We start from the raw sequence: 22171 nt of genomic DNA on the forward strand, positions 1-22171 counted from the left end.
GCACGATGTGGAAATCGGCAAGCTTGCTGGTCGCGATGCAGCTCGTCGCCGTGCCTGGGGCGGCGCATTCCGATCACGATGGCCCGGCCAAACGCCTCGCCGGCGCGACCAACGCGACGGTGACGCTGGTCTACCAGCATGCGCTGCCCGGCATGCCCGGCAAGAGCATCAAGGGCGTTCTGGTCGAATACGGGCCGGGCGGCTCGTCGCCGCCGCATACCCACGCGCGGGCAATCATCTACGCGACGGTTCTCGAAGGCGAGGTGCGCAGCAAGGTCAACGACGGGCCCGAGCAGGTGTATCGCCCTGGCGAAAACTGGACGGAGCTGCCAGGCGATCATCATGGCGTCAGCGCCAATGCCAGTGCCACCAGACCCGCTAAACTGCTCGCGGTATTCGTGGTCGATACGCAGGATACCCAACTCACCGTTCCGGATCCGAAGTGACGTTGAGAATGGGCGGGGCGATCGGCTGGACGCCGAATCCCTGCAAGGACGCTGGGCGATGACGCTGGTGCAGGCGAAGGGGGCGCGCCGGTGTCGTCGCGCGGGCATCAGCTCGCCGGCGTCGATTTCGCCGATCCGAATTTCATTCGACGCACCTATGACAAATGGAAGGCCTACGGGCAGTCCAAGACCGCCAACGCTTTGTTCGCCATGGCCCAGGACGCGCGCGCGGCCAGGCGCACGCCATTCGCGCGTTCTCGCTGCATCCCGGTCAAATCCTCACCGGTCTGGCACGGCATCTGAGCGCCGAGGAGATCGCGGCGTTTGGCGCCCGCGACGCGAACGGCGTGCCCAGGGTCGATCCGGCACGCGGGATGAAGACCCCGCAGCAAGGTGCGGCCACCAGCGTATGGTGCGCTACCACCAGGCGACTAGATGGGCTGGGCGGCGTATACTGCGAGGATTGCGACAACGCGCCGATCTATCGTGGCGAGGAAACGCGCAAGGGCGTTGCACCATGGGATGCCGATCGGGAACAAGCCGAGCGGCTGTGGGCGCTGAGCGAAACGCTGACGGCCCGTTGAGCCACCGCGCCTGCCTACCGACTGCCGGATTCTCGGCGCCATGCGCCTGGACTGATCCCGGCGATCGACGAGAACACCCGGGTGAGATGGCTTTGGTTGGCGAACCCCGCGGCGATCGCCACCTCGGACAGCGGCAACCGGCGGTCCGACAGCAACTGCTTTGCCTTCGACACGCGCTGCTGCATCAGCCACCGGTGCGGCGGCAAGCCGGTCGAGATCCGAAACGCGCGTGAAAAATGGCTGGTCGACAGCCCGAACTCGGCGGCGAGGCGCTGAAGCGACAACTTGCCTTCGAGATCGGCCGCGAGCAGCTCGCAGGCGCGCCTGGTCTGCCAGGCGGCGAGGCCGCCGCGCACCGGGCCCGAGACGTCGAGCCCGCCATAGGCCTGGATTACGTGCGACCCGATAGCGAGTAACAGGTGATCGACGAACAGTTGATTGACCTCGTGGGGCCGATGCAGCCCGGCGAGCAGCGATACGCTGAGGTGGCGGACGATGTCGTCGTCGCTGCCGATCCCGGGCTGGTAGGCGAGATCGCCGACGCGGCGCGTACCGGCCTGTTGCCCGATCGCGTTCAGCGCGGTGCGCGGCAGATAGAAGAACACCGAATGAAACGGCTTGTCGATGACGTAGCGCGGGTCGCGGCGGAGGTCATACAGATAGGTGGCGCCGCTATGGACGTCCGCGGTGATCACCGGCCGGCCTTCCTCCCAGCATTCACACTGCGAATAGTCGCGCAGCTTGAAGCTCACCAGATAGGCGTCCTCGCCCGGCAGTGAACCGGACAGGCCAAATTCGGGCGCGTCGTTGCGACATTCGGTGACCGCGAGCTCGGTGCTGCGCAACGAGCGCGTGGTCAGGGCGGGTGCCTGGTCGGATCGCAAACGCCGTCCGAGGTTGTGTCCGTAGACGCTGGCCGTCATGTCCGTCACTCCACGCTAGGAGCAGCAGCTCCACGCACTGGAAGCTAGATGCGAGTGCGTCGCATAATCTGATATTGCCATCCCTACGTCCACACCGTTCCGGGGCATTTGTCGGCCAAGACGTTCACAGATCGGCGAGCGAGGCCCCCCGACGGGGCGCGTGACCGTTCGCCGCACGTTCGGGCGCAGAAACGGGCAAAACGCGATTGGATCCGGAAAGACAGCATGGGCCGGTCCCGTAAATCTACGGACGCGTTGAATTCCGGCGTGGCGGCAGCCGGCCTGGAGCCACACGATGATGCTGAGAAATACAATTGCCAGTCCACCCGCGGCTTATGCCCAGGTCCTGCCGCGAATGAGCGCGGCTGTCGAGCCGGGTCGTCCTCTCGTGGTGATCGTGGACGATGACGACGATGTACGTTCCGCTTTGTACGAGTTGCTGCTGTCGGTCGGACTGGACTCCGCCTGTTTCGCCACCACGCAGGAGCTGCTGCAAACCAAGCTGCCCGATCGGCCAGGCTGTCTGATCCTCGATGTCCGGATGCCGGGGATCAGCGGGCTCGATCTGCAGCAACGCCTGATCCGCAGCGGCAACACAAAGCCGATCGTCTTCCTTACCGGCCACGGCGACATCGCCATGACGGTGCAGGCGATGAAGGCGGGTGCGGTCGACTTTCTTACCAAGCCGGTGCGCGACCAGGCGCTGCTCGATGCCGTCGGCAACGCGATCGAGCAGGACATCGCGCAAACGGCCGTCGCGTCGCGCGTCAGAGAAGCGAGCGAGCGCTTCGCCACGCTCACGCCGCGGGAGCGACAGGTGCTGCGCGAGGTCGCCAAGGGTCGACTCAACAAGCAGATCGCGTTCGACCTCGGCCTTAGCGAGATCACCATCAAGCTGCATCGCGGCAACGGCAGCCGCAAGATGCAGGCGCGCTCCGCGACCGAGTTGATCCGGATCTGGGAATTGCTGCCGGAGGGACTGCGCGACGAGCGAAGCTAAACCACGGGATAGGTACAAGTCAGTGGTGGATGAGCAGATGGTCCTCGGCGATGCCAGCTTCTACGAACCGTCTGCTCGAGGGCCTGCTCGTTGCCGTTGTCGACGACGATGAGTCCGTGCGCGAAGCATTGTGCGATCTACTTGCGGTCATGGACATCCGTTGCCACGCGTTCGATCGAGCGGAGGCATTCCTGATGGACGATCGGGTAGGCGCATTCGATTGCCTCATCACCGACGTGAGGATGCCGGGCCTGAGCGGCCTCAATCTGCAGGACCGGCTGCGACGGATCTCTCCCTCGACACCCGTGATCTTCATCTCCGCCGATACAAGTGCCGCGACGCGTGCTCGCGCGATGGCCGGCGGAGCGGCCGCATTCCTGGTGAAACCGGTCGACGGCGACGTGCTTTACGGTCATCTGCGCGTCGTCCTCGATCCTGGAGGCGGCGGTCCAGCCGGGTCCTCCGATGAGTAGTCCGTTCGGACCGCGGTCCGGCACTGTCGGCGTTCCGCCGGGAAGCCGCCGCCGACTGGATGTCGCCGAACTGATCGGCGCATGTCCGTCGGCCGATGAAGCGAAGGCTGCGAGCACCGAGGACGCGATCGCCAGCGAGGAAAACTATCGCAACCTGATGCAGCATCTTCCGACCGCTCTGTGGCAGGTCGACTCCCGGCGCACCGGCGAAGTGTTCGAGCGCATGCGCGCGGAGGGTGTCCGCGACATCGCGGCGTTCTTTGAGGACAATCCGGATTTTGTCGAATACGCCAAAGACGTCGTGGTCGTCTCCGCGGTCAACCGCGCCGCGGTGGCGTTGTTTCACGCCACGCATCCCGGCGACCTGGTGAGGCCGGTGCGCTATCTGTTCGAGGCCGATCCCGATCTCGCCAAGCGGGTGATGGTGGCGCACTTCAACGGATCGCGGCACTTGATCGAGGAAACCCGGATGCTGGCGTTCGACGGCGCGGTGATCGACGTGCTGTTCTCGGTGACCTATCCGCGCCCGCCTGAACAGCTCGACACCACCTTCATCACCATTCAGGACATCAGCACGCGCTTGAACACCGAGCGCCAATTGCGCAAGCTGCAGGCCGACTTCGCCAGGGCCGCGCGGATCGCCACGCTCGGCGAATTGGCGACGTCGATCGCTCACGAGATCAGTCAGCCGCTCACCGCGATCGTATCCAACGGAGAGGCCAGCCTGCGCTGGCTGGCGCGCGGAGACCACGACTGCGACAAGGTGGCCCAACTCACTTCGAAGATCGTGACCAATGCGCGCCGCGCCAGTGACATCATCCAGCGCATGCGCGGCATGGCGGCGAAGCACGAGCTGGAGAATGGACCAGTCGATCTCAACGATGCGGTCCAGGAGGCGCTGATGTTCATCGGCCACGACGTCGAGTCGAAGACGATCGTGGTGACGGCGGTGATCGACCCCGACAGGCCTATCGTTATGGCCGACCGCATTCAGTTGCAGCAGGTCGTGATCAATCTGCTGATCAACAGCGTCCAGGCTCTGGTCCGCGGCGGAGCTCATGAACGCGGCCGCATCGAGGTGCGCACCGGTCGCGACGGCAACGGCTTTGCCAGCGTCAGCGTGGCCGACAACGGGCCCGGCATCGCCAAGGCGGACCTCGACCGGGTGTTCGACAGCTTTTTCAGCACCAAGGAGTCCGGTCTCGGTGTCGGCCTTGCGATCTGCCAGACCATCGTGGCGGCGCATGGCGGCGAGATCCGCGCGACCAACCGGCCGCAGGGCGGAGCGCAGTTCGTCTTCACGATGCCGCTGGCGGATCGGTCCTTGCGCCAAACGTCCTGAGCCGCCGCTTCCGCCCGTCGATTTGTCGCCGCCGCCACCTATGCCTGCGCACAGGTCGCCCCAGCCGCCGGCATCAGGACCGTTGCCGGTGCGCACGATGGCCGCGTGCGAAACCAGCCGCCATCATCAGAACGAGTTGTATGGGACGGGAGCCACCCCGTCCGTTTGGTCCGTCGTCATTCGGGAGACCAGATGTGAAAGTTTCGGCCGCAGATTCGAACACCACTTCACGTCTCGGGTCGGCATCGGACTCGTCCGGGCCGCCCGCGCCGGCTGACGAGATGAAGCGCGTGCTCGGAGCGGCGCCGCTGCGCTTCGCATCCGAACGATCCGGCGGCGCCTTCGCGCTGTGGCGGCACGGCCCGCTGCACGCCGTCGTGGCGCCGATGGCCGATGATGTGGTGATGGCGTATCGCGGCCCGGTCCGCCGGCTTGAACGCCGCGCCGACGGCGCGGTCGCGATCGGCACCGCGCGCGCCGGCGTCGTCACTATCATTCCGGCGGAGTCGAGCGCGCGGTGGGATATCGCCGGGCCGATCGAGGTCGTGCAGCTCTATCTGCCGCGCAGCAAGTTGCGCCAGATCGCCGCCGACCATGGAGCCAGTGGCAACAGCCTCGCCGAACGCACCGGCTTCCCGGATCCGATCACGGCTCGTCTGCTGATCAGCGCCGCGGACGTGATCGAGGATAACGCAGCGCTCGATGCGCTTTTCAGGCAGCAGCTCATCGATCTGCTCGCGACTCGCCTGTTGGTGGCGCACGCCTCGTCATCGGTGGTGACGGCGTCGGCGCGCGGCGGCCTCGCACCTCACGTCCTGCGACGCGCCATCGACCGGCTGCGCTCCAGCGAAGACGACGATGTTTCGCTCGCGGCGCTGGCCGAGGAGGCCGGCCTGTCGCGCTTTCACTTCTGCCGCGCCTTCAAGGACAGCACCGGCCTGTCGCCGTTCGCCTGGCTGCGGCAGCGGCGGCTGGAGCAGGCGATGGAGATGCTGCGCGACGGCACCCCGGTCGTCGCGGTCGCCGCCGCGCTCGGCTACGCGTCGCAGACAGCGTTCGCGGCGGCGTTCAAGAAGCTGACCGGCGTCTCGCCGACCGATTGGCGGCGCAGCGCTATCTGATGGCAATCCTGCTGCAGTTGTCGCAATCGCTCTGGCGCAGGCGCGGCCCGCCTTCGCTAAGTCAGCATCCAGACGAAACCAGCGACAGGAGAGACGATCGATGTCCAACAGCGCAATGGCCGGCTGGCTGATAGCAACGGCGCGGCGCAGGGTCTTCGCGACGACGCTGATCTACGCCGCGTCACTGACCATCCGCTCCGCCTCGAGCGCGGGCGAGGAGGCGAGGGACCTCGCGGCGTTGACGGCATCGACGCCGCTGACGTCGAGCGTCACGTTGAACGACCTGCGGATCGGCGACAGCCGGCCGAATCCGACCGCATGCGGTCTGCGCTGCGGGGCTGCTATCGCCCGTCCGTCAAAGCTGTCCTGCGCGCCTTAGGCCGCGTCGGCGGGCTGCATCATCCCCACGCGATATCCACACACCCTGCAACAGGAGCACGATATGCGTCTCGTCATCATCGGCGCCGGCTTTGCCGGCATGTACGCCGCGCTTTCCTCCGCCCGCCTGCGCGACATCGAGGGCGTCTCGCCCGAGCGCGTGCAGATCACGCTGATCGCGCCGCAGCCGTCGCTCATCGTCCGGCCCCGACTTTACGAACCGCATCCGGAGAAGATGACTGCGTCGCTCGGCCCGCTTCTCGCCGCGATCGACGTCGACTACGTCCAGGGCTCGGCGCAGGCGATAGACAGCGCGGCGCGCACGGTCGAGATCGTCGCGGCGAATGGCGGCCGCGCGACGCTGGCCTACGACCGGCTGGTCCTCGCGACCGGCAGCCGGTTGTTCAGGCCGAACCTGCCGGGGCTCGCCGAGCACGGCTTCAGCGTCGACAGCTACGACGATGCCGTGGCGCTCGACCGCCACCTGCACGGCTTGGCGACGCGGCCGCCGTCGGCGGCGCGCGACACGGTGGTGGTCGCCGGCGGCGGCTTCACCGGCATCGAGGCCGCGACCGAGATGCCGGCCCGGCTGCACGCCATTCTCGGCGACGATGCCAAACCACGCGTGGTGATCGTCGAGCGCAGCGAAGCGGTCGGGCCCGACATGGGACCGGGACCGCGACCGCTGATCGAGGCGGCATTGGCGAAACTCGGCGTCGAGGCGCGGCTCGGCGTCGGCGTCGCGGCGCTCGATGCGTCGGGAGTGACGCTGTCGGGCGGCGAGCGGATCGACGCGGCGACCGTGGTGTGGGCCGCCGGCATGCGGGCTGCGCCGCTGACGGCAGAGATCCCGGCCGAGCGTGACAATCTCGGCCGGCTGCTGGTCGACCGGCAACTACGCGTGCAAGGCGTGGCCGGCGTCTTCGCCACCGGCGACGCCGCGCATGCCGCCAGCGACGATATCGGCAACACCGCGCTGATGTCGTGCCAGCACGCGACCCGAATGGGCGCGTTCGCCGGCCACAACGCCGCCGCCGAACTGCTCGAGCTGCCGACCCGGACCTATCACCAGGAAGCCTACGTCACCTGCCTCGACCTCGGCGCCGCCGGCGCGCTGTTCACCCGCGGCTGGGAGCGCAACGTCGAAATGACCGGCGAGGAAGCGAAGACCGCCAAGCGCGAGATCAACACGGTGTGGATCTATCCGCCTTCCGCCGAACGTGCCGCGGCGCTCGCCTCGGCCGATCCCGAACGCGTCACCGCCTTGTAGCAGTGAGGCCTCATTCCGATGCAGGAGGGTCTGCGATGGCAGACGATGCGGAGTTGCGCGCAGCCCGATCGCACCGGGCCCGACTGATTGCCGGCGCGTTGCTGTGTGCCATTGCCATGGCATTGGCGGCGGGAGGCTGGGCGTGGGCGAGCGCGGCCGATGAGGCGTGGACCGACAACGCCTATGTCCGCGGCGACGTGACGTCGATGGCGCCAAAGGTCGGCGGCTACGTCACCGCCGTCGAGGTCGACGACAATCAGCACGTGCGGACCGAAGACGTACTGTTCCGCATCGATGATCGCGACTATCGGGCACGCGTCGCCCAAGCCGAAGCCAATGTCGAGGCGGCCTCCGCGAGGTTGAACAACGTCGACGCCGAGAGCCGGCTGCAGCGCGCGCTGGTTCACCAGGCCGAGGCGCAGCTCCGCGCGGCGGAGGCGGAGCGGACGCTGGCGACCAAGACCGCCGACCGCCGGCGCGAGCTGCTGCGCACCAACACCGTCAGCCAGGCCCAGGTCGACGAAACCGAGGCGGGACGTGCGCGCGGCGAAGCGGCAGTTGCGGCTGCCTCGGCCACGCTCGATGCGCAGCGGCTGAAGATCGCGGTGCTCGACACCCAGCGCGAGGCCGGCGTCGCGGCGCTGGCCCAGGCGAGAGCGGCGCGGGAGCTGGCGCAGATCGATCTCGACAACACCGTGATCAAGGCGCCGATCGACGGCGTCATCGGCAATCGCCAGGTTCGCGTCGGCCGTCTGGTCGCGCCCGGCGCCGTGCTGCTCGACGACGTCTGGCTGGTCGCGAACTTCAAGGAGACGCGGATCGAACACATCGCGCCTGGACAACACGCCCGCGTTACCATCGATGGTTTTCCCAATCAGGTATTCGACGGCGTGGTCGACAGTCTCGCGCCGGGCAGCGGCTCCGCCTTCAGCCTGTTGCCGACCTACAACGCCACCGGCAATTTCGTCCGCGTCGTGCAGCGCGTCCCGGTGAAGATCCGCCTGATCGGCGCGCCGCTCCCCGGCCGGCTGGTGCCGGGGCTGTCGGCGCGGGTGACCATCGCGCTGAGGCCGTCGTCGTGAGCCCCGCCGCAGCCGGCCAGCGGGGTAGGGCGCTGGCCGACACGGTGCTGGTCCTCGGCATCGTCTTCGCCGCTCTCACCGAAGCGATCGCCGGGACGGTGCTGTCGCTCGGCCGCGCCGACATCATCGGCGACACTTACGCGACACCGGACGAGTTCGCCTGGCTCGACGTCGGCTACACCACCGCCAAGCTGATCGGCTTCGTCGCCGCGCCGCTGTTGCTGGAGCGCATCGATGCCCGCCGCCTTGTCGCGGCCGCGACGCTGGTGATGGGCATTGCCTGCGCCCCGGCGGTGGCGACTGCGCGGCTGGACCTGCTGGTGGCGCTGCGCGTGCTGCAGGGCCTCGCCGGCGGAACATTGCTGGTGGCGGGTCAGGTGCTGCTGTTTGCCGCCTTTGCGCCATCGCGCCAGCCGCTACTGCAGGCGCTGTTCGCGTTGGGCTCGGTGGTCGCACCCGCGACGATCGCGCCGGCGCTGCAGGGCTGGCTGCTCGACCACAAAACGTGGAGCTGGATCTTCTTCAGCGTGGTGCCGGTCGCGCTGCTGGCCTCGAGGCTGCTGATCGCCGGCAGCCGGCCGCCGCAGCCGATCGCCGCGGGACGGCGGCTCGACAGGCTCGGCCTGCTGCTCGTCGCTGTTGCGTTGTTCTGCGTCAGCTACGTGCTCGGCCAGGGCAGCCGCTGGGACTGGTTCGGCCAGCCGCGCATCGTCTGGTTGACGATGATCGGCGGCGCTGCCGCGCTGCTGTTCGCCGGGCGGCAGGTCAGCGAAGCACCTCGCGCGCTGCTGGATCTGTCCTGCTTCCGATCGGCTGACTTCGGCTTCGCCTTCACTGTCAGCTTCGTCGCCGGCGCGGCGCTGTTCGGCAGTGCCTATCTGATTCCGTCGTTCGCGGTGGCAGTGCTCGCCTTCACCCCGACGGATGCCGGCGTGCTGTTGTTGCCGAGCGGCGCACTGTTCGCCGGCTCGCTGTTCATCGCCGCGCTGGTGATGCAGGTCTGGCGCGTGCCGCCGATCGCCACCGTGCCGTTCGGAATCCTGATGGTGATGGGCGCGATGTGGATGCTGTCGGGTTCGACCGGCGAGAGCGGCGCCGCCGACATGACGCCAGCGCTGCTGCTGCGCGGATTCGGACTCGGCTTCCTGTTCCTGTCGATCACGCTGGTCGCGTTCGGTGATCTCGACGGGCACGTGCGCGCCTACGGTATCGGACTGTTCGACCTCGGCCGGCAGATCGGCGGCCTGATTGGAGTCGCCGGCCTGCAGACGCTGATCGAACATCAGGTCACCGGCAATCTGGTGGTGATCGGCTCGCACGTCTCGACCAGCCTCGTCGCCGTCAACGATCGGCTCGCCGCGATCGCGGCGCTGCTGGCGGCGCGCGGTATGGAGACGGCGGCGGCATCGCGCGCCGCGGTCGGGCTCCTTAACAAGGCGGTGGTGGCACAGGCCACCGTGATCGCGTTCGACACCGCCTTTGTATCCGTCGCGCTGCTGTTCATCGTCGCGGCGCCGCTGCTGATCGTAGTCAAGATCGCGCTGACTGTCGCGGCCAAGCCGCGCACGTCCCGAGTTTGCAAATCCCGCCTGAAGGAGATTGTGTATGCAGACTGATCGCGTCGTCATTATCACCGGCGGCGGCTCCGGCATCGGCCGGGCCGCGGCGCTCTGCTTTGCCGAGCACGGGGCCCGGGTGCTGGTCACCGGCCGCCGCGTTGGCCCGATCGACGAGACCGCGGCGCTGCACACCAATATCAAGGCACTCGTGGCTGATGCGGCTTCGGCCGACGACGCCCGGCGCACCGTCGCCGCCGCACTGGACAGCTGGGGCCGGCTCGATGCGCTGGTCAATAATGCCGGCGCCGGCGCGATCCTGCCGCTGGCCGATGCGACGGCGGAGCGGATCGCGCAGATCTTTGCCGTGAACGTGGTCGGCCCGAGCCTGCTCGCCGCCGCCGCGCTGCCGCATCTCGCGGCGACACGTGGCGCGATCGTCAACATCTCGAGCACGTTCGGTCACAAGCCCGGCGCTGGCCTGTCGCACTACGCGGCCAGCAAGGCGGCGCTTGAACATCTGACGCGCTGCTGGGCGCTCGAACTCGCGCCGCGCAGCATCCGCGTCAACGCCGTCGCCGCTGGCCCGACCGAGTCGGACGCGCTCACCGGCATGATGGGGCTCTCCGACACACAGGCCGAAGCGGTGAAGGCCGACGAACTGGCGCAGATTCCGCTCGGCCGCCGCGGCGTCCCCGACGACGTCGCCGCCTGGATCGTGCGGCTCGCCGATCCGTCCGCCGACTGGATCACCGGGCAGGTGCTCGCGGTCGACGGTGGGCTCGGACTGGTGTGAGCGGGCGTTGCGGCACGCGGCGTTCGGCGCAATTGCGCGACACATGCCGCAATCACGCTGGCGCAGCGCGCCGCCACGATCGGTAACCTGGCCGCCGTGAGATCCACCGAGCAAAGGAGAACGACATGAATCTCGTAGTCCGCAATCAGCCGCAGCCGGCGCCGATGAAACTGACGATCACGCCGGTCGCCGGATCGGGATCGAAGGAGCCGGTGCCGTCGCGCTACGCCCTGCGCGTCGGCGACATCGACGTGATGGTGATCAGCGACGGCGTGCTGCCGCTGCCGACCGCGATGCTGGCGCACAACGCCGACCCGGTCGCCCGGGCGGCCTGGCTGCACGATATGTTTCTGCCGCAGGACGCGTTCGATTGGCCGCTGAACGCGGTGGCGCTGCGCAGCGGCAAGCAGACCATCCTGGTCGACGCCGGGCTCGGCCTCGATCCGGACCTGCATCTGCCGCGCGCCGGCCAGTTGCTCCAGCGGCTGGCAGCCGCCGGGATCGATCTGCCGTCGGTCACCGACATCGTGCTCACCCACATGCACATGGACCATGTCGGCGGCCTGCTGATCGACGGCGTCAAGCAGCGGCTGCGCCCGGACCTGCGCATCCATGTCGCCGCCGCCGAGGTTGCGTTCTGGAAGGCGCCTGACTTCTCACGTACTCAAATGCCGAACGGTTTCCCGGACGCGCTGCGGGCGACGGCGAAGCGGTTTCTCGCCGTCTATCGCAGGAATCTCTGCACATTCGGCGACGAGGTTGAGGTGGCGCCGGGGGTCATCGCCCGCCGCACAGGCGGTCACACGCCGGGACACAGCGTCGTGCAACTCACGTCGAATGGCGAGCGCCTGACTTTCGCCGGCGATGCGGTCTTTCCGGTCAGCTTCGAGCAGCCCGATTGGCACAATGGCTTCGAGCACGATCCGGAGGAGGCGACTCGAGTCCGCGTCCGCCTGCTGCGCGAGGTGGCCGCGACCGGCGAGCCGCTGGTCGCCACGCATTTGCCGTTTCCGTCCATCGGCCGGGTCGCGGTCGATGGCGACGTGTTCCGCTGGGTGCCCGCGTACTGGGACTATTAGTTTAGCCGAGCGTGAGCCAGGGGTGCAGCTTGTCGCCATCGGCAATGAACCCTTGGCTCTCGTCTCTCGCATTTGCAGGGGCCAGTGGAGAGCATTTCAGCTCAACCTCCGGGGTAGGTCCGCTTAGGGTCAGAAGCAGACTTGGCGCATCTTATCCTGGAGTCGTCGTTCGGCTGGTTTGCCTCCTCAGGCCATGGGACTTTCAACGATCGATTTCGGTTCGAGGAACGATTCCAGGCCATACACCCCGAACTCGCGGCCGACGCCGGACTGCTTCACGCCTCCAAACGGCGCCTGTAACTCCGGCGCGATCCGGTTGATCAAGACCTCGCCGGCCCGGAGCCGGCGGGCAACGCGTCGGGCCCGCGCCGGATCGCACGAACAGATGTAGGCGAACAGCCCGTAGATCGTATCGTTGGCGATTTCGATCGCGTCGTCTTCGTCACGATAGGGGATGATCGAGATCACCGGTCCGAAGATCTCGTCGCGGACGATGTCCATGCCACGCGCGACATCGCCGAAGAGCGTCGGCCGAACGAAATAGCCGCGATCGAATCCGTCAGGCCGGCCGAGGCCGCCGGCGACGACGGTGGCGCCTTGGTCGATGCCCCTGGCGATGTAGCGTTGCACGCGGTCGAACTGGGCGCTGCTCGCCAGCGGCCCCAGTTCCGTCTCGGCGTCGGAGGGTTGCCCCACCTTCAGTGCGGCAACGGTCGATCGGGCAATCGCCGTGACTTCATCGATCTTCCGGATCGGAACGAGGATGCGTGTGGCCGCAATGCATGCCTGACCGTTGTTCTGGAAGCCGGCGCGCAGCACCATGGGCACGGCGACGGCGAGATCGGCATCGTCCAGCAGAATCATCGCGGCCTTTCCCGACAGCGACAGGCTGACCCGCTTCATCGACTCGACTGCGGATCTGGCAATCGCCTTTCCGGTCGGCGTGGAGCCGGTGAAAGAAATCCGCGCGATTTTGGGATGCGTGGCGAGTTCATCGCCGACCTCTCGGCCTCGGCCGTTGACGAAGTTGATGACTCCGGCCGGAAGCGCCGCGTCGTGAAGCGCTTCCGCCACGATGTGGGCCTGCAGGCCGGAGAATTCGCTCGGTTTGACGACGCAGGCGCATCCTGCGGCAAGCGCGGAGGCCATCTTGCTGCAGATGGTCCCGGCGGCGGCGTTCCACGGGGCGAAGAGCGCGGAGACGCCGACGGGCTCCATCAGCACGGTGGCGTCGCCGATTCGCCGGCTGAAGCAGTAGTCCTTCAGGGCGTCCGCCGTGATGGTGAAGCAGTCCGAGGCGTACCGACTGATCCAACGCGCGCGGCCGAGCGGCGCGCCGTACTCCGCGATCGTCGCATCGCGAATGTCGTCGGAGCGGCGCAGGACGGCAGCCGAGAGCGCGCGGAGCATGTCGAGGCGCTCTTGCTTCGTCGTTCGGGCGAAGGCGGTTTGCGCGCGGTCGGCCGCGGCGATCGCCCGCTGCGCGTCGAGCCTGTCGCCCAAGCGGATCGTCCCGATCGGCGCCTCGGTCGCGGGGTTGACGATGCCGAGTTCCTCGGTGCCCGACACTGCAACGAAAGTGCCTTCGATATAGCTCGTATCGATCGTTTGCATGGAAGCCGCGTCCTCGGCTGGGTGCAAGACGGTCACGGCGCTTTCGACCGGTCGACCGTCCGACGCGCGGATGATCCGCCGTCGCATCTAAACCTATCGACGGCCAGACGGCTCGCAATTCGCCGTTGTGGCGTCGCACCTATACCCAAGGCGTAGTGCGACAGACGCGCAGCCAATTCCGCCAGAGCGGCGTCCTGCGGAAGTATCTCCTGCAGCACCCGATCAGGAGACATGCTCATGTCAAACGCGCTTATTCATTCACGCCGTCAGTTGCTGAGCGTCGCGGCCAGCGCGGTCGCGGCCGCGTCGTTCGGCGTTGCAACGCCGGCGAGCGCCCAATCGACGTCCGGGGCGCGGAGACCGGTTTCGAACAAGGCCGGCGGCGGCGCGTCATTCGGCCCGCTCGCGCACATCGTCGCCGGTCCTCTGAATGTCGCCTATCTCGATGCCGGGCCGAAGACCGGTCCGGTCGTGATATTGCTCCACGGCTGGCCGTACGACATTCATGCCTTCGTCGACGTCGTGCCGATCCTGGTCGGCAATGGCTTTCGCGTCGTCGTGCCGTATCTCCGCGGCTACGGCGAGACCCGGTTCCTGTCGGACGACACGCTTCGCAATGGCCAGCAGGCCGCGCTCGCGGTCGACATCGTCGATCTGATGGATGCGCTGAAGATCGAACGCGCGCACCTCGCCGGATTCGACTGGGGCGCCCGCACCGCGGACATCATCGCCGCGCAGTGGCCGCAGCGCTGCATCAGCCTGGTGTCGGTCAGCGGCTATTTGATTGGCAGCCAGAAGGCCAACGAGACGCCGCTGCCGCCCAAGGCCGAGCTGCAATGGTGGTACCAGTACTACTTCGCGACCGAGCGGGGCCGGGCAGGATACGACAAATACCGGGCCGAATTCGCCCGGCTGATCTGGCAGCTGGCGTCGCCGCAATGGACGTTCGACGACGCCACCTTTGCGCGGTCCGCGGCGGCCTTCGACAATCCCGACCACGTCGCGATCTCGATCCACAATTATCGCTGGCGGCTCGGCTTGGCCGAGGGGGAGGCAAAGTACGACGATCTGGAACGCAAGCTCGCGGCATTTCCCGCCATCACGGTGCCGACGATCACGCTCGAGGGCGACGCCAACGGCGCGCCGCATCCGCCGCCGGCCAGCTACGCCAAGAAGTTCACCGGCAAATATGCGCACCGCCTGATCACCGGCGGCATCGGACACAATCTGCCGCAGGAGGCGCCGCAGGCGTTCGCGACCGCGATCATCGACGTCGCCGGCGGTGGCTAGGTTAGTTCATCCGCCCGCAGCCGGATGCCCTGCGTAACGCCACAGGCCGGCAAGTAATCTTCTCATATCCGAGGTGATCATGAAGCTGCCGCTCGCCGGATTGTTTGTGACTGTCGCTGTGGCCTGCGTGCTTGCGGGCCTGTCTCCCGCGGCGCAGATCGTCGATACCGAGGACGCGCCGGGCACGCGCGCCGCCTCGCCGATCTATGGCGTGACGTTGCCGGAAGGCTATCGGCAATGGCCGCTGATAGCTCCTGCCGAGGAGGGGGAACCGCTCGACGAACTGCGCGCGGTGCTGGGCAATCCGATCGCGATGGAGGCTTACAGGAAGCGGCAGCTGCCGTTTCCTGATGGTACGGTGCTGGTGAAGCTCGCCTGGAAGCGGATCCCGTCCAGCGAGTTCGAACCGGCCTCCGTTCCCGGCGCCGCGACCACGGTGCAGGTCATGGTCAAGGACTCGCGCAAATTCGCCGGCACCGGCGGGTGGGGCTTCGGCCGGTTCGTGCAGGGCCCGCCGGCCGACGAGGCGCAGCACCAGACCTGCTTCGCATGCCATCAGGCGCGTGTCGTCGGGCACGACTACGTCTTCACCCGCTACGCCCGCTGAGCACCTGCCAAATGAAGGAGGCACCGCAGGCGCGCATGCACACTGGTCGCTGGCATCGCATGTGGTAATATGGTGCGCCGTGCTCATGACGCGTTGTTCAGAAATTTTTCCGGCGTGGAAATGCGGAGCCTGAATAGGAGCTGACCGATGCCGCCTCGTCCCGACCGGCCTTTGCTGGCGAAGATCGGCCTCGATTGCGCATACGCTTGCGCGGTGGTTGCGGTCACGGTTGCCGGCGGCTTCGGTCTGCAGGCTTTGCTGGCGATCGCGCCTTCGGCTTCGCTGTTCTCCTGCGGGGTGATGTTCGTGGCCTGGCGGAGGGGGATCGCCGCCGCCGTCGCGGCGATCGTGATGGCGATCTTGGCGTTCGACTACTTCTTCTTGCCGCCGGTGCACAGCTTCGTGGTTCAGTGGCACGATGTGCCGCAACTGGTGTTCTTCGCCGCGGCGGCGCTGTTCGTCGCCTATCTGTGCGACTCATACCGTAGGGCTAACGACGCCCGGCGACGAGCGGAAGCGGAGTTGCGCGCGAGCGAACAGCGCGTCGCCGAGGCGCAGCGCGAACTGAAACTGACGGTCGATTCCATCCCCGCAATGCTGTCGGTGTATCGGCCGGACGGGGTTCACAGTCTCGTCAACAAGACCTGGATGGACTACACCGGGCTGTCTCTGGAGCAGGCGGTGCAGAACGGCGGGACCTTGTTTCATCCGGACGATCCGGAGCGCGAGGCGTGGTGCCGGGCATTGGCAAATGGCGAGCCGATGGCCACCGAGGCGCCGATCCGGGGCGCCGATGGGACATTCCAGTGGTTCAGCATCCGGCGTGCGCCGCTGCGCGACGCCGGCGGCCGAATTCTGAAATGGTTCTCGATCGGCTTCAACATCGAGGACCGCAAGATCGCCGAGGATGCGTTGCGCGACCGGGAAGCGCGGCTGGCGGCCACCGAGCGTGAATTGCGCCTCACGCTCGATTTGATTCCGACGCTGGCGTGGCGGACTGCCGCGGACGGCTCCGCCGACTATCTCAATCAGCGCTGGCTCGATTACACCGGTCTGTCGCTGGAAGCCGCGCGCGGCTGGGGCTGGATCTCGGTCGTCCATCCGGATGATCGCGCGCAGTTGCACGACCGATGGCAGGAGATGCTGGCCTCGCACAGGCCCGGCGAGATCGAGGCGCGCATGCGCCGCCTCGATGGCAGCTATCGTTGGTTTCTGTTTCGCGCCGAAGCGCATCGCGGCGACGATGGCGAGGTCGTCGGCTGGTACGGCACGAACACCGACATCGAGGATCGCAAACGCGCCGAATTCGAATTGCAGCGCAGCCGGCTGTATCTGGCCGAGGCGCAGAAGCTGAGCAAGACCGGCAGTTTTGCCTGGAACGCCGCCGCCGATCGGCATCTGTGGTCCGACGAGACCTATCAAATTGCGGAAATCGAATCGGCGACGGTCGTGACGACCGATCTGCTGCTGCAGCGGATTCATCCCGACGATCGCCTCAAAATGATCAATGAACTGGGGCGTGCGAGGGATGGGGCGGAGGCGTGGGACTACGAAATCCGAATGGTGATGCCGGATCAGTCGAGCAAGCAATTGCGCGTCGTCGCCCGCCGCCTCCACGACGGCGAGGGGGCCGGCGAGATCGTGGGCGCGCTGATGGACATCACCGAGACACGGCGGGCGCAGCAGGCGCTCAACGCCGCCCGCACCTCGCTCGCCCACGCCGGGCGCATCGCGACTCTGGGCGAGATCAGCGCGACGATCGCGCACGAGGTCAATCAGCCGCTCGCGGCGATCGTCGCCAACGGACAGGCGTGCCTGCGGTTTCTCGATCGCGCGCAGCCCGACCTGGATGACGTCCGCGGCGCCGTCGAGTGGATCGTCAAGGACGGCAATCGGGCGGCCGAAGTGATCCGGCGGGTCAGGGGCCTGATGAAGAAAGCCGATCCCGAACGCCGGCAGGTCGGCCTCGACGGCATCGTCTCGGAGGTCGTGGCGCTGATTCAGAACGAAATCCATTCCCACGGCATTGTGCTGTGCTGCGATTTCGACGGCGCTCCTCCTGTCGCGGTCGACCATGTGCAATTGCAGCAGGTCGTGCTCAATTTGATCGTCAACGCCATCGAGGCGATGCACGAGGTGGCGGATCGGCCGCGCAGGCTGATGATCAGCACGTTCCGCGACGAGGCCGGCCGCGCAGTCGTGGCGGTGGAGGACAGCGGCATCGGCCTTCCCGCGAATTGGCAGACGCTGTTCGATCCTTTCGTCAGCAGCAAGCCGAGCGGTCTCGGCATGGGCCTGCCGATCTGCCGCTCGATCATCGAAGAACACGGCGGGCAACTCTGGGCGAGGTCCAATGCGGACCGTCCCGGGGCGACGTTCCAGTTCGCCCTGGCCCCGGCCGCCGAGATCGAGAGAGCAGCCGAATGACGGACAGGTCCGACGCGCGCCAGATGGTGCTGGTGGTCGATGACGACGAGTCGATGCGCGTCGCACTGACCTATCTGTTTCGGTCGATGGACCTTCAGGTGAAAGTCTTCGGCTCCGCCGCGCAAGTGCTCGACGCTGGCATTCCAGATATCCCGTGCTGCCTGGTGCTCGACATCCGCCTGCCCGGCATCAGCGGCCTCGATTTTCAGGACTCGCTGGTGAAAGCCGGGTTGGACGTGCCGATCGTGTTCATGACCGGTCATGGCGACATTCCGATGTCGGTGCGGGCGATGAAGGCCGGTGCGGTGGATTTTCTGACCAAGCCGTTCCGCGACCAGGACATGCTGGATGCGGTGACACGCGCGCTTGCGAAGGATCGCGCGCGACGCGAGGGCGAAAGCGCCGTGGCCGATCTGCGGCAGCGCTTCGAGTCGTTGACGCCCCGCCAGCGGGAATTGTTCACCTTCGTGACCGCCGGGCTGATGAACAAACAAATTGCCGGCCGGCTGCAGGTGAGCGAAGTCACCGTCAAGATCCATCGCGGAATCATGATGAAGAAGATGGGCGCCCGCACCGTCGCGGATCTGGTGCGGAAGGCGGAATCGCTGGGCGTGAAGGCGCCGACCTGACGGCCGCGCAGCGGGGATGTCAGAGCACCATGCCGCCGTCGATGGTCAGATTCGCGCCGGTCATGTATCCGGCATCGCTGCTGGCCAGATACGACACCAGCGAGGCGATCTCGGCCGGCTTGCCAATCCGCCGAAGCGGAATCCGATTCACCAGAAGCGCGGTCATGCCGGCGGTCATGTCGGTTTCGATCGGGCCGGGCTGGACGTTGTTGACGGTGATGCCGCGGGGCGCGAGTTCGAGCGCGAGGCTCTGGATCAAGCTCGCGACGGCGGCCTTGGTCATCGCATAGACGCCGCCTTCGGACGATCCGGTGCGGACCGCCGCATTGCTGCCGATCGTGATGATGCGCCCGCCATCGCGCAGGGCAGACATCGACGCCTGGATCGCGAGAAACACGCCGCGGATATTGACGTCGATCAGCAGATCGAAATCCTCACGCGCGAACGTGCGCAACGGACCGATGCGAAGCGCGCCGGAATTGATGATGACCACGTCCAGCGGTCCAAGGTCACGCGAGACGGTCTCGACCGCGCGGCACAGGTCGGATGGGTTTCGACTATCGGCCCGAACGGCGATCGCCTGGCCGCCGCCGGTCCTGATCGACTCGCATACGGCCTCGGCCTTGTCCGCATTGCAGAGATAGGTCAGGGCGACCGCGAAGCCGTCGTCGGCCAATTGCTGCGCGATCGCAGCGCCGATGCCGCGCGAGCCGCCGAACACGATCGCGGCGGCGCTTTGTCGATCAACGGCTGCATCGATCATTGCAGATCCTCTTGGCGAAATTGGTGGCGGGGGCGCGTCCGTACCTTGCATCCAGAAGGGAACGGCCGCCTATCAGCTTCGCGCATAGGCCAGCTAACACGTTGGTCGTAGCCGGCAGATCGAACGACCACGTGAGACCGCTTGATCTCTCTGCATCGTTGTCCTAGATGCAAGCTCAGCTGAGTTTCCTTGGAGCCGCCGCCGATGAATTCATCCCAAGCCGCAATGCCGAACCGCTTTGCCCCTCGGGAGTTTCATCCTCATGTCCGCGCCGATCGTTCTCTCCAAGCTGACTCTGGCCACGCCCGGTGGCCGTCCTCTTCTCACTGATCTCGATCTGAGTTTCGCCGTCGAGCGCACCGGACTGATCGGGCGCAACGGCGTCGGAAAATCGTCGCTGCTGTCCATGATCGCGGGCGAGCGTTCCCCGCTCTCCGGCACCATCTCGGCCACGGGGCGGATCGCGATGCTGCGTCAGGCCGTTCAGGTGCGGCCCGACGAGACGATCGCCGATCTGTTCGATGCCCGGGCCGGGCTCGCGCTGGTACGCAAAGCGGAGCGTGGCGAGGCCGATCCCGGCGAACTGGACAAGGTCGATTGGACGATCGAGCCGCGTCTTGCGGCAGCGCTGGCTCGCTTCGGGCTCGGCGCTGATGCCGAGACGAGCCTCGCCGCGCTGTCCGGCGGTCAGGCGACGCGCGCGCGTCTCGCCGCGCTGGTGTTTTCCGAGCCGGACTTCCTGCTGCTGGACGAGCCGACCAACAACCTCGATCGCGACGGTCGGCGCGCGGTGATCGATCTGCTCGCCGGCTGGCGTGGCGGAGCGATCGTCGTCAGTCACGACCGGGAACTGCTCGAAACGGTCGACACCGTCGTCGAGCTCACATCACTGGGGGCGACGCGCTACGGCGGCAATTGGAGCCGCTATGTCGAACGGAAGGCCATCGAACTGTCGGCGGCCGCGCGCGATCTGACGGACGCCGAACGGCGTCTGGCCGAGATCGGCCGAAAGGCGCAAGCGGCGGTCGAGCGACAAGCGCGGCGGGACGGCGCGGGCAAGCGCAAGCGGGCGAAAGGCGACATGCCGCGCATTCTCGCGGGCGCGCGCAAGGATCGGAGTGAAGACAGCGGTGGCGAGCACGCGCGAGCCGCGTCTCGACAGCGGGTCGACGCGCTCCACGTCGCCGATCGCGCCCGGCAGCGTGTCGAAATCCTTCAGCCGATGTCCCTCGCGCTCGCGCCGACCGGTCTCGCCGAGGGCAAGACGGTGCTTGCGCTCGACCAAATCAGCATCGGCTACGAGCCGGGACGACCGATCTTGCGTGACCTGTCGCTGTCGATCGTCGGCCCGGAGCGCGTTGCGATCGTTGGCCGCAATGCGAGCGGCAAGACGACGTTGCTGAGGCTTCTGAACGGCGATTTGCGCCCCTGGCACGGCACGGTCGATGTCACGGCGCACCGCGCGATGTTCGATCAGCAGGTCAGTCTGCTCGATCCGGTAGGCTCGATCCTCGCGAACTATCAGCGGATCAATCCGGACACGGACGCCAATGATTGCCGCGCCGCGCTGGCGCGCTTCATGTTTCGCGGCGACGCCGCGCTCCAGGCCGTGGGCCAATTGAGCGGCGGCCAATTGCTGCGTGCCGGGCTCGCCTGTATCCTCGGCGGTCGGCGACCTCCGGCGTTGCTGATCCTCGACGAGCCGACCAACCATCTCGACCTCGATTCAATTCGCGCGCTCGAGGCCGGCCTGATCGCCTATGACGGTGCCTTGGTGGTCGTCAGCCATGACGAAGCCTTTCTCGATGCCATTGGAGTGTCGAGGAAGATCGATTTGACCGCTGAGAAGATGCCCTCGTGAGCGCACGGCTCGGCAACCGACCGAGCCATGGTCCGGCAACAGAAAACCGACATCCGGTCAAACCAACGGAGCAGACGCGCGCCGGCCTCTTCGGTGCAGTGGACCAGAAGGCGGCTCTGCGGATCTACCGGTCTTGATCCGCCGCAGCCGCCGGCAGTGGGTCGATCGTTGGATGGGGCAGGGGGCCGAAAACCCTTCAAGGGTTGAGGTTGCAGATGGCTGGCCGTCATTGGCGCAATTCGCGCTGGGACAGTCCGCGTTCACTTCGGCCGCGGGGCGGCGACGGCGCCGCGCATGAACCGCCTGACGTGGTCGACGATCACCGGATCGAGTTCGGCCGGCACCGGCGTGCCGTACACGTATTTGCGGATCGCGATGTAGAAGATCTGGCCGTGCAGGCCCCAGATCGCCTCCTGCTCCAGCTCGGTGATCTTCGCACTCGACGGCGCCTCGGGATTGTTCAGCCGTCGCAGCTCCTTGCACACCGGGATCACCAGCTTGTCGCGGATGATGGTGAGGTAGCGTCCGGTGATGTCGTAAGAGCGCAGGCCGGAGAACACGAAGATCCGCACCCATTCGTAGTTGAAGATGCGCTCGACATATTCGAGATAGAATTGGGTCAGCCGGTCCTCGAGCGGGCGCGAACGATCGGTGATCAGCGTCTGCCATTGCGGATTCCAGCGGCTGACATAGACGTGGTCGTAGACCCGTTCGATCAGCGCTTCCTTACTCGGAAAATGCCGGTAGATCGCCGAATGCGTGATCCCGATCCGCTTCGCCAATTCGCGCGTCTGCCCCTCGAAGCCGTGCTCGGCGAAGAATGCGATCGCCGCATCGAGGATCGCCTTTTCCCGATCGGCCGATTTCATGTTCTTGCGCGCCGGCGGTCGGCGGGCGGCGGGCTTGGACGATGACTTCTGCAGCATGGAA

Annotated in this window: 21 protein-coding genes; 17 read left to right on the top strand and 4 right to left on the bottom strand. The window is 66.8% G+C overall.

Annotation, left to right across the window (positions count from 1 at the left end):
• Positions 1-5 precede the first annotated feature (5 nt).
• Positions 6-446 carry a cupin domain-containing protein gene (locus ACTZWT_RS14180; RefSeq protein ID WP_444770329.1) on the top strand — a complete coding sequence of 147 codons (441 nt, stop codon included), beginning with the start codon at positions 6-8 and terminating at the stop codon, positions 444-446.
• 164 nt (positions 447-610) lie between these two features.
• Positions 611-1030 (top strand): hypothetical protein, encoded by a 420-nt coding sequence (locus ACTZWT_RS14185; RefSeq protein WP_444770330.1) that lies wholly within the window; start codon positions 611-613, stop codon positions 1028-1030.
• A 14-nt stretch (positions 1031-1044) separates the two neighbouring features.
• Here ACTZWT_RS14185 and ACTZWT_RS14190 read toward each other — a convergent pair whose 3' ends face one another.
• Positions 1045-1953: a helix-turn-helix domain-containing protein gene (locus ACTZWT_RS14190; RefSeq protein ID WP_444770331.1), complete on the bottom strand. Its 909-nt coding sequence runs from the start codon at positions 1951-1953 to the stop codon at positions 1045-1047.
• Between the two features lie 355 nt (positions 1954-2308).
• On the opposite strand from ACTZWT_RS14190, the gene ACTZWT_RS14195 reads away from it, so the two are divergent.
• The 10 genes from ACTZWT_RS14195 (at position 2309) to ACTZWT_RS14240 (ending at position 12050) form a co-directional block, all read left to right on the top strand.
• Positions 2309-2953, top strand: a complete 645-nt coding sequence (locus tag ACTZWT_RS14195; RefSeq protein ID WP_444770332.1) for a response regulator transcription factor — start codon at positions 2309-2311, stop codon at positions 2951-2953.
• A 50-nt stretch (positions 2954-3003) separates the two neighbouring features.
• Complete coding sequence (locus ACTZWT_RS14200) at positions 3004-3426, top strand: response regulator (protein ID WP_444770333.1); 423 nt, start codon at positions 3004-3006, stop codon at positions 3424-3426.
• A complete protein-coding gene (locus ACTZWT_RS14205; RefSeq protein WP_444770334.1) occupies positions 3419-4768 on the top strand; it encodes a sensor histidine kinase in 1350 nt (449 codons plus the stop codon). The genes ACTZWT_RS14200 and ACTZWT_RS14205 overlap by 8 nt, the downstream gene beginning before the upstream one ends.
• A 140-nt stretch (positions 4769-4908) precedes the next feature.
• On the top strand, positions 4909-5889 hold the full coding sequence (locus ACTZWT_RS14210) for a helix-turn-helix domain-containing protein (protein WP_444770335.1): 981 nt from the start codon (positions 4909-4911) through the stop codon (positions 5887-5889).
• Between the two features lie 115 nt (positions 5890-6004).
• A complete protein-coding gene (locus ACTZWT_RS14215; protein ID WP_444770336.1) occupies positions 6005-6268 on the top strand; it encodes a hypothetical protein in 264 nt (87 codons plus the stop codon).
• Between the two features lie 63 nt (positions 6269-6331).
• On the top strand, positions 6332-7537 hold the full coding sequence (locus tag ACTZWT_RS14220) for an NAD(P)/FAD-dependent oxidoreductase (RefSeq protein WP_444770337.1): 1206 nt from the start codon (positions 6332-6334) through the stop codon (positions 7535-7537).
• Positions 7538-7572: 35 nt separating this feature from the next.
• Positions 7573-8619, top strand: coding sequence for an HlyD family secretion protein (locus ACTZWT_RS14225; RefSeq protein WP_444770338.1), 1047 nt, complete (start codon positions 7573-7575; stop codon positions 8617-8619).
• Positions 8616-10235: an MFS transporter gene (locus ACTZWT_RS14230; protein WP_444770339.1), complete on the top strand. Its 1620-nt coding sequence runs from the start codon at positions 8616-8618 to the stop codon at positions 10233-10235. Before ACTZWT_RS14225 ends, ACTZWT_RS14230 begins: the two co-directional genes overlap by 4 nt.
• Positions 10225-10971 (top strand): SDR family NAD(P)-dependent oxidoreductase, encoded by a 747-nt coding sequence (locus ACTZWT_RS14235; protein ID WP_444770340.1) that lies wholly within the window; start codon positions 10225-10227, stop codon positions 10969-10971. Before ACTZWT_RS14230 ends, ACTZWT_RS14235 begins: the two co-directional genes overlap by 11 nt.
• Before the next feature lie 125 nt (positions 10972-11096).
• Entirely contained in the window at positions 11097-12050 is a 954-nt protein-coding gene (locus tag ACTZWT_RS14240; protein ID WP_444770341.1) for an MBL fold metallo-hydrolase, read from the top strand.
• A 186-nt stretch (positions 12051-12236) separates the two neighbouring features.
• On the opposite strand, the gene ACTZWT_RS14245 is transcribed toward ACTZWT_RS14240, so the two are convergent.
• Complete coding sequence (locus ACTZWT_RS14245; protein ID WP_444770342.1) at positions 12237-13664, bottom strand: aldehyde dehydrogenase family protein; 1428 nt, start codon at positions 13662-13664, stop codon at positions 12237-12239.
• A 237-nt stretch (positions 13665-13901) separates the two neighbouring features.
• Between ACTZWT_RS14245 and ACTZWT_RS14250 the strand changes: the two genes are divergently transcribed.
• The 4 genes from ACTZWT_RS14250 to ACTZWT_RS14265 all read left to right on the top strand — a co-directional run bounded on the left by ACTZWT_RS14250 (position 13902) and on the right by ACTZWT_RS14265 (position 18617).
• Positions 13902-14954: an alpha/beta fold hydrolase gene (locus ACTZWT_RS14250; protein ID WP_444770343.1), complete on the top strand. Its 1053-nt coding sequence runs from the start codon at positions 13902-13904 to the stop codon at positions 14952-14954.
• Between the two features lie 79 nt (positions 14955-15033).
• Entirely contained in the window at positions 15034-15561 is a 528-nt protein-coding gene (locus ACTZWT_RS14255; RefSeq protein WP_444770344.1) for a cytochrome P460 family protein, read from the top strand.
• A 147-nt stretch (positions 15562-15708) separates the two neighbouring features.
• Complete coding sequence (locus ACTZWT_RS14260; protein WP_444770345.1) at positions 15709-17988, top strand: PAS domain-containing protein; 2280 nt, start codon at positions 15709-15711, stop codon at positions 17986-17988.
• Positions 17985-18617: a response regulator transcription factor gene (locus ACTZWT_RS14265; protein ID WP_444770346.1), complete on the top strand. Its 633-nt coding sequence runs from the start codon at positions 17985-17987 to the stop codon at positions 18615-18617. Before ACTZWT_RS14260 ends, ACTZWT_RS14265 begins: the two co-directional genes overlap by 4 nt.
• 19 nt (positions 18618-18636) lie before the next feature.
• On the opposite strand, the gene ACTZWT_RS14270 is transcribed toward ACTZWT_RS14265, so the two are convergent.
• Entirely contained in the window at positions 18637-19380 is a 744-nt protein-coding gene (locus tag ACTZWT_RS14270; protein WP_444770347.1) for an SDR family oxidoreductase, read from the bottom strand.
• Positions 19381-19642: 262 nt separating this feature from the next.
• Here ACTZWT_RS14270 and ACTZWT_RS14275 point away from each other — a divergent pair, with 262 nt between their 5' ends.
• Positions 19643-21241, top strand: a complete 1599-nt coding sequence (locus tag ACTZWT_RS14275) for an ABC-F family ATP-binding cassette domain-containing protein (protein ID WP_444770348.1) — start codon at positions 19643-19645, stop codon at positions 21239-21241.
• 260 nt (positions 21242-21501) lie between these two features.
• Here ACTZWT_RS14275 and ACTZWT_RS14280 read toward each other — a convergent pair whose 3' ends face one another.
• Positions 21502-22167, bottom strand: coding sequence for a TetR/AcrR family transcriptional regulator (locus ACTZWT_RS14280; protein ID WP_444770349.1), 666 nt, complete (start codon positions 22165-22167; stop codon positions 21502-21504).
• Positions 22168-22171: the final 4 nt, after the last annotated feature.

It is taken from the genome of Rhodopseudomonas sp. NSM, assembly GCF_052445935.1.
Classification (GTDB): domain Bacteria; phylum Pseudomonadota; class Alphaproteobacteria; order Rhizobiales; family Xanthobacteraceae; genus Rhodopseudomonas.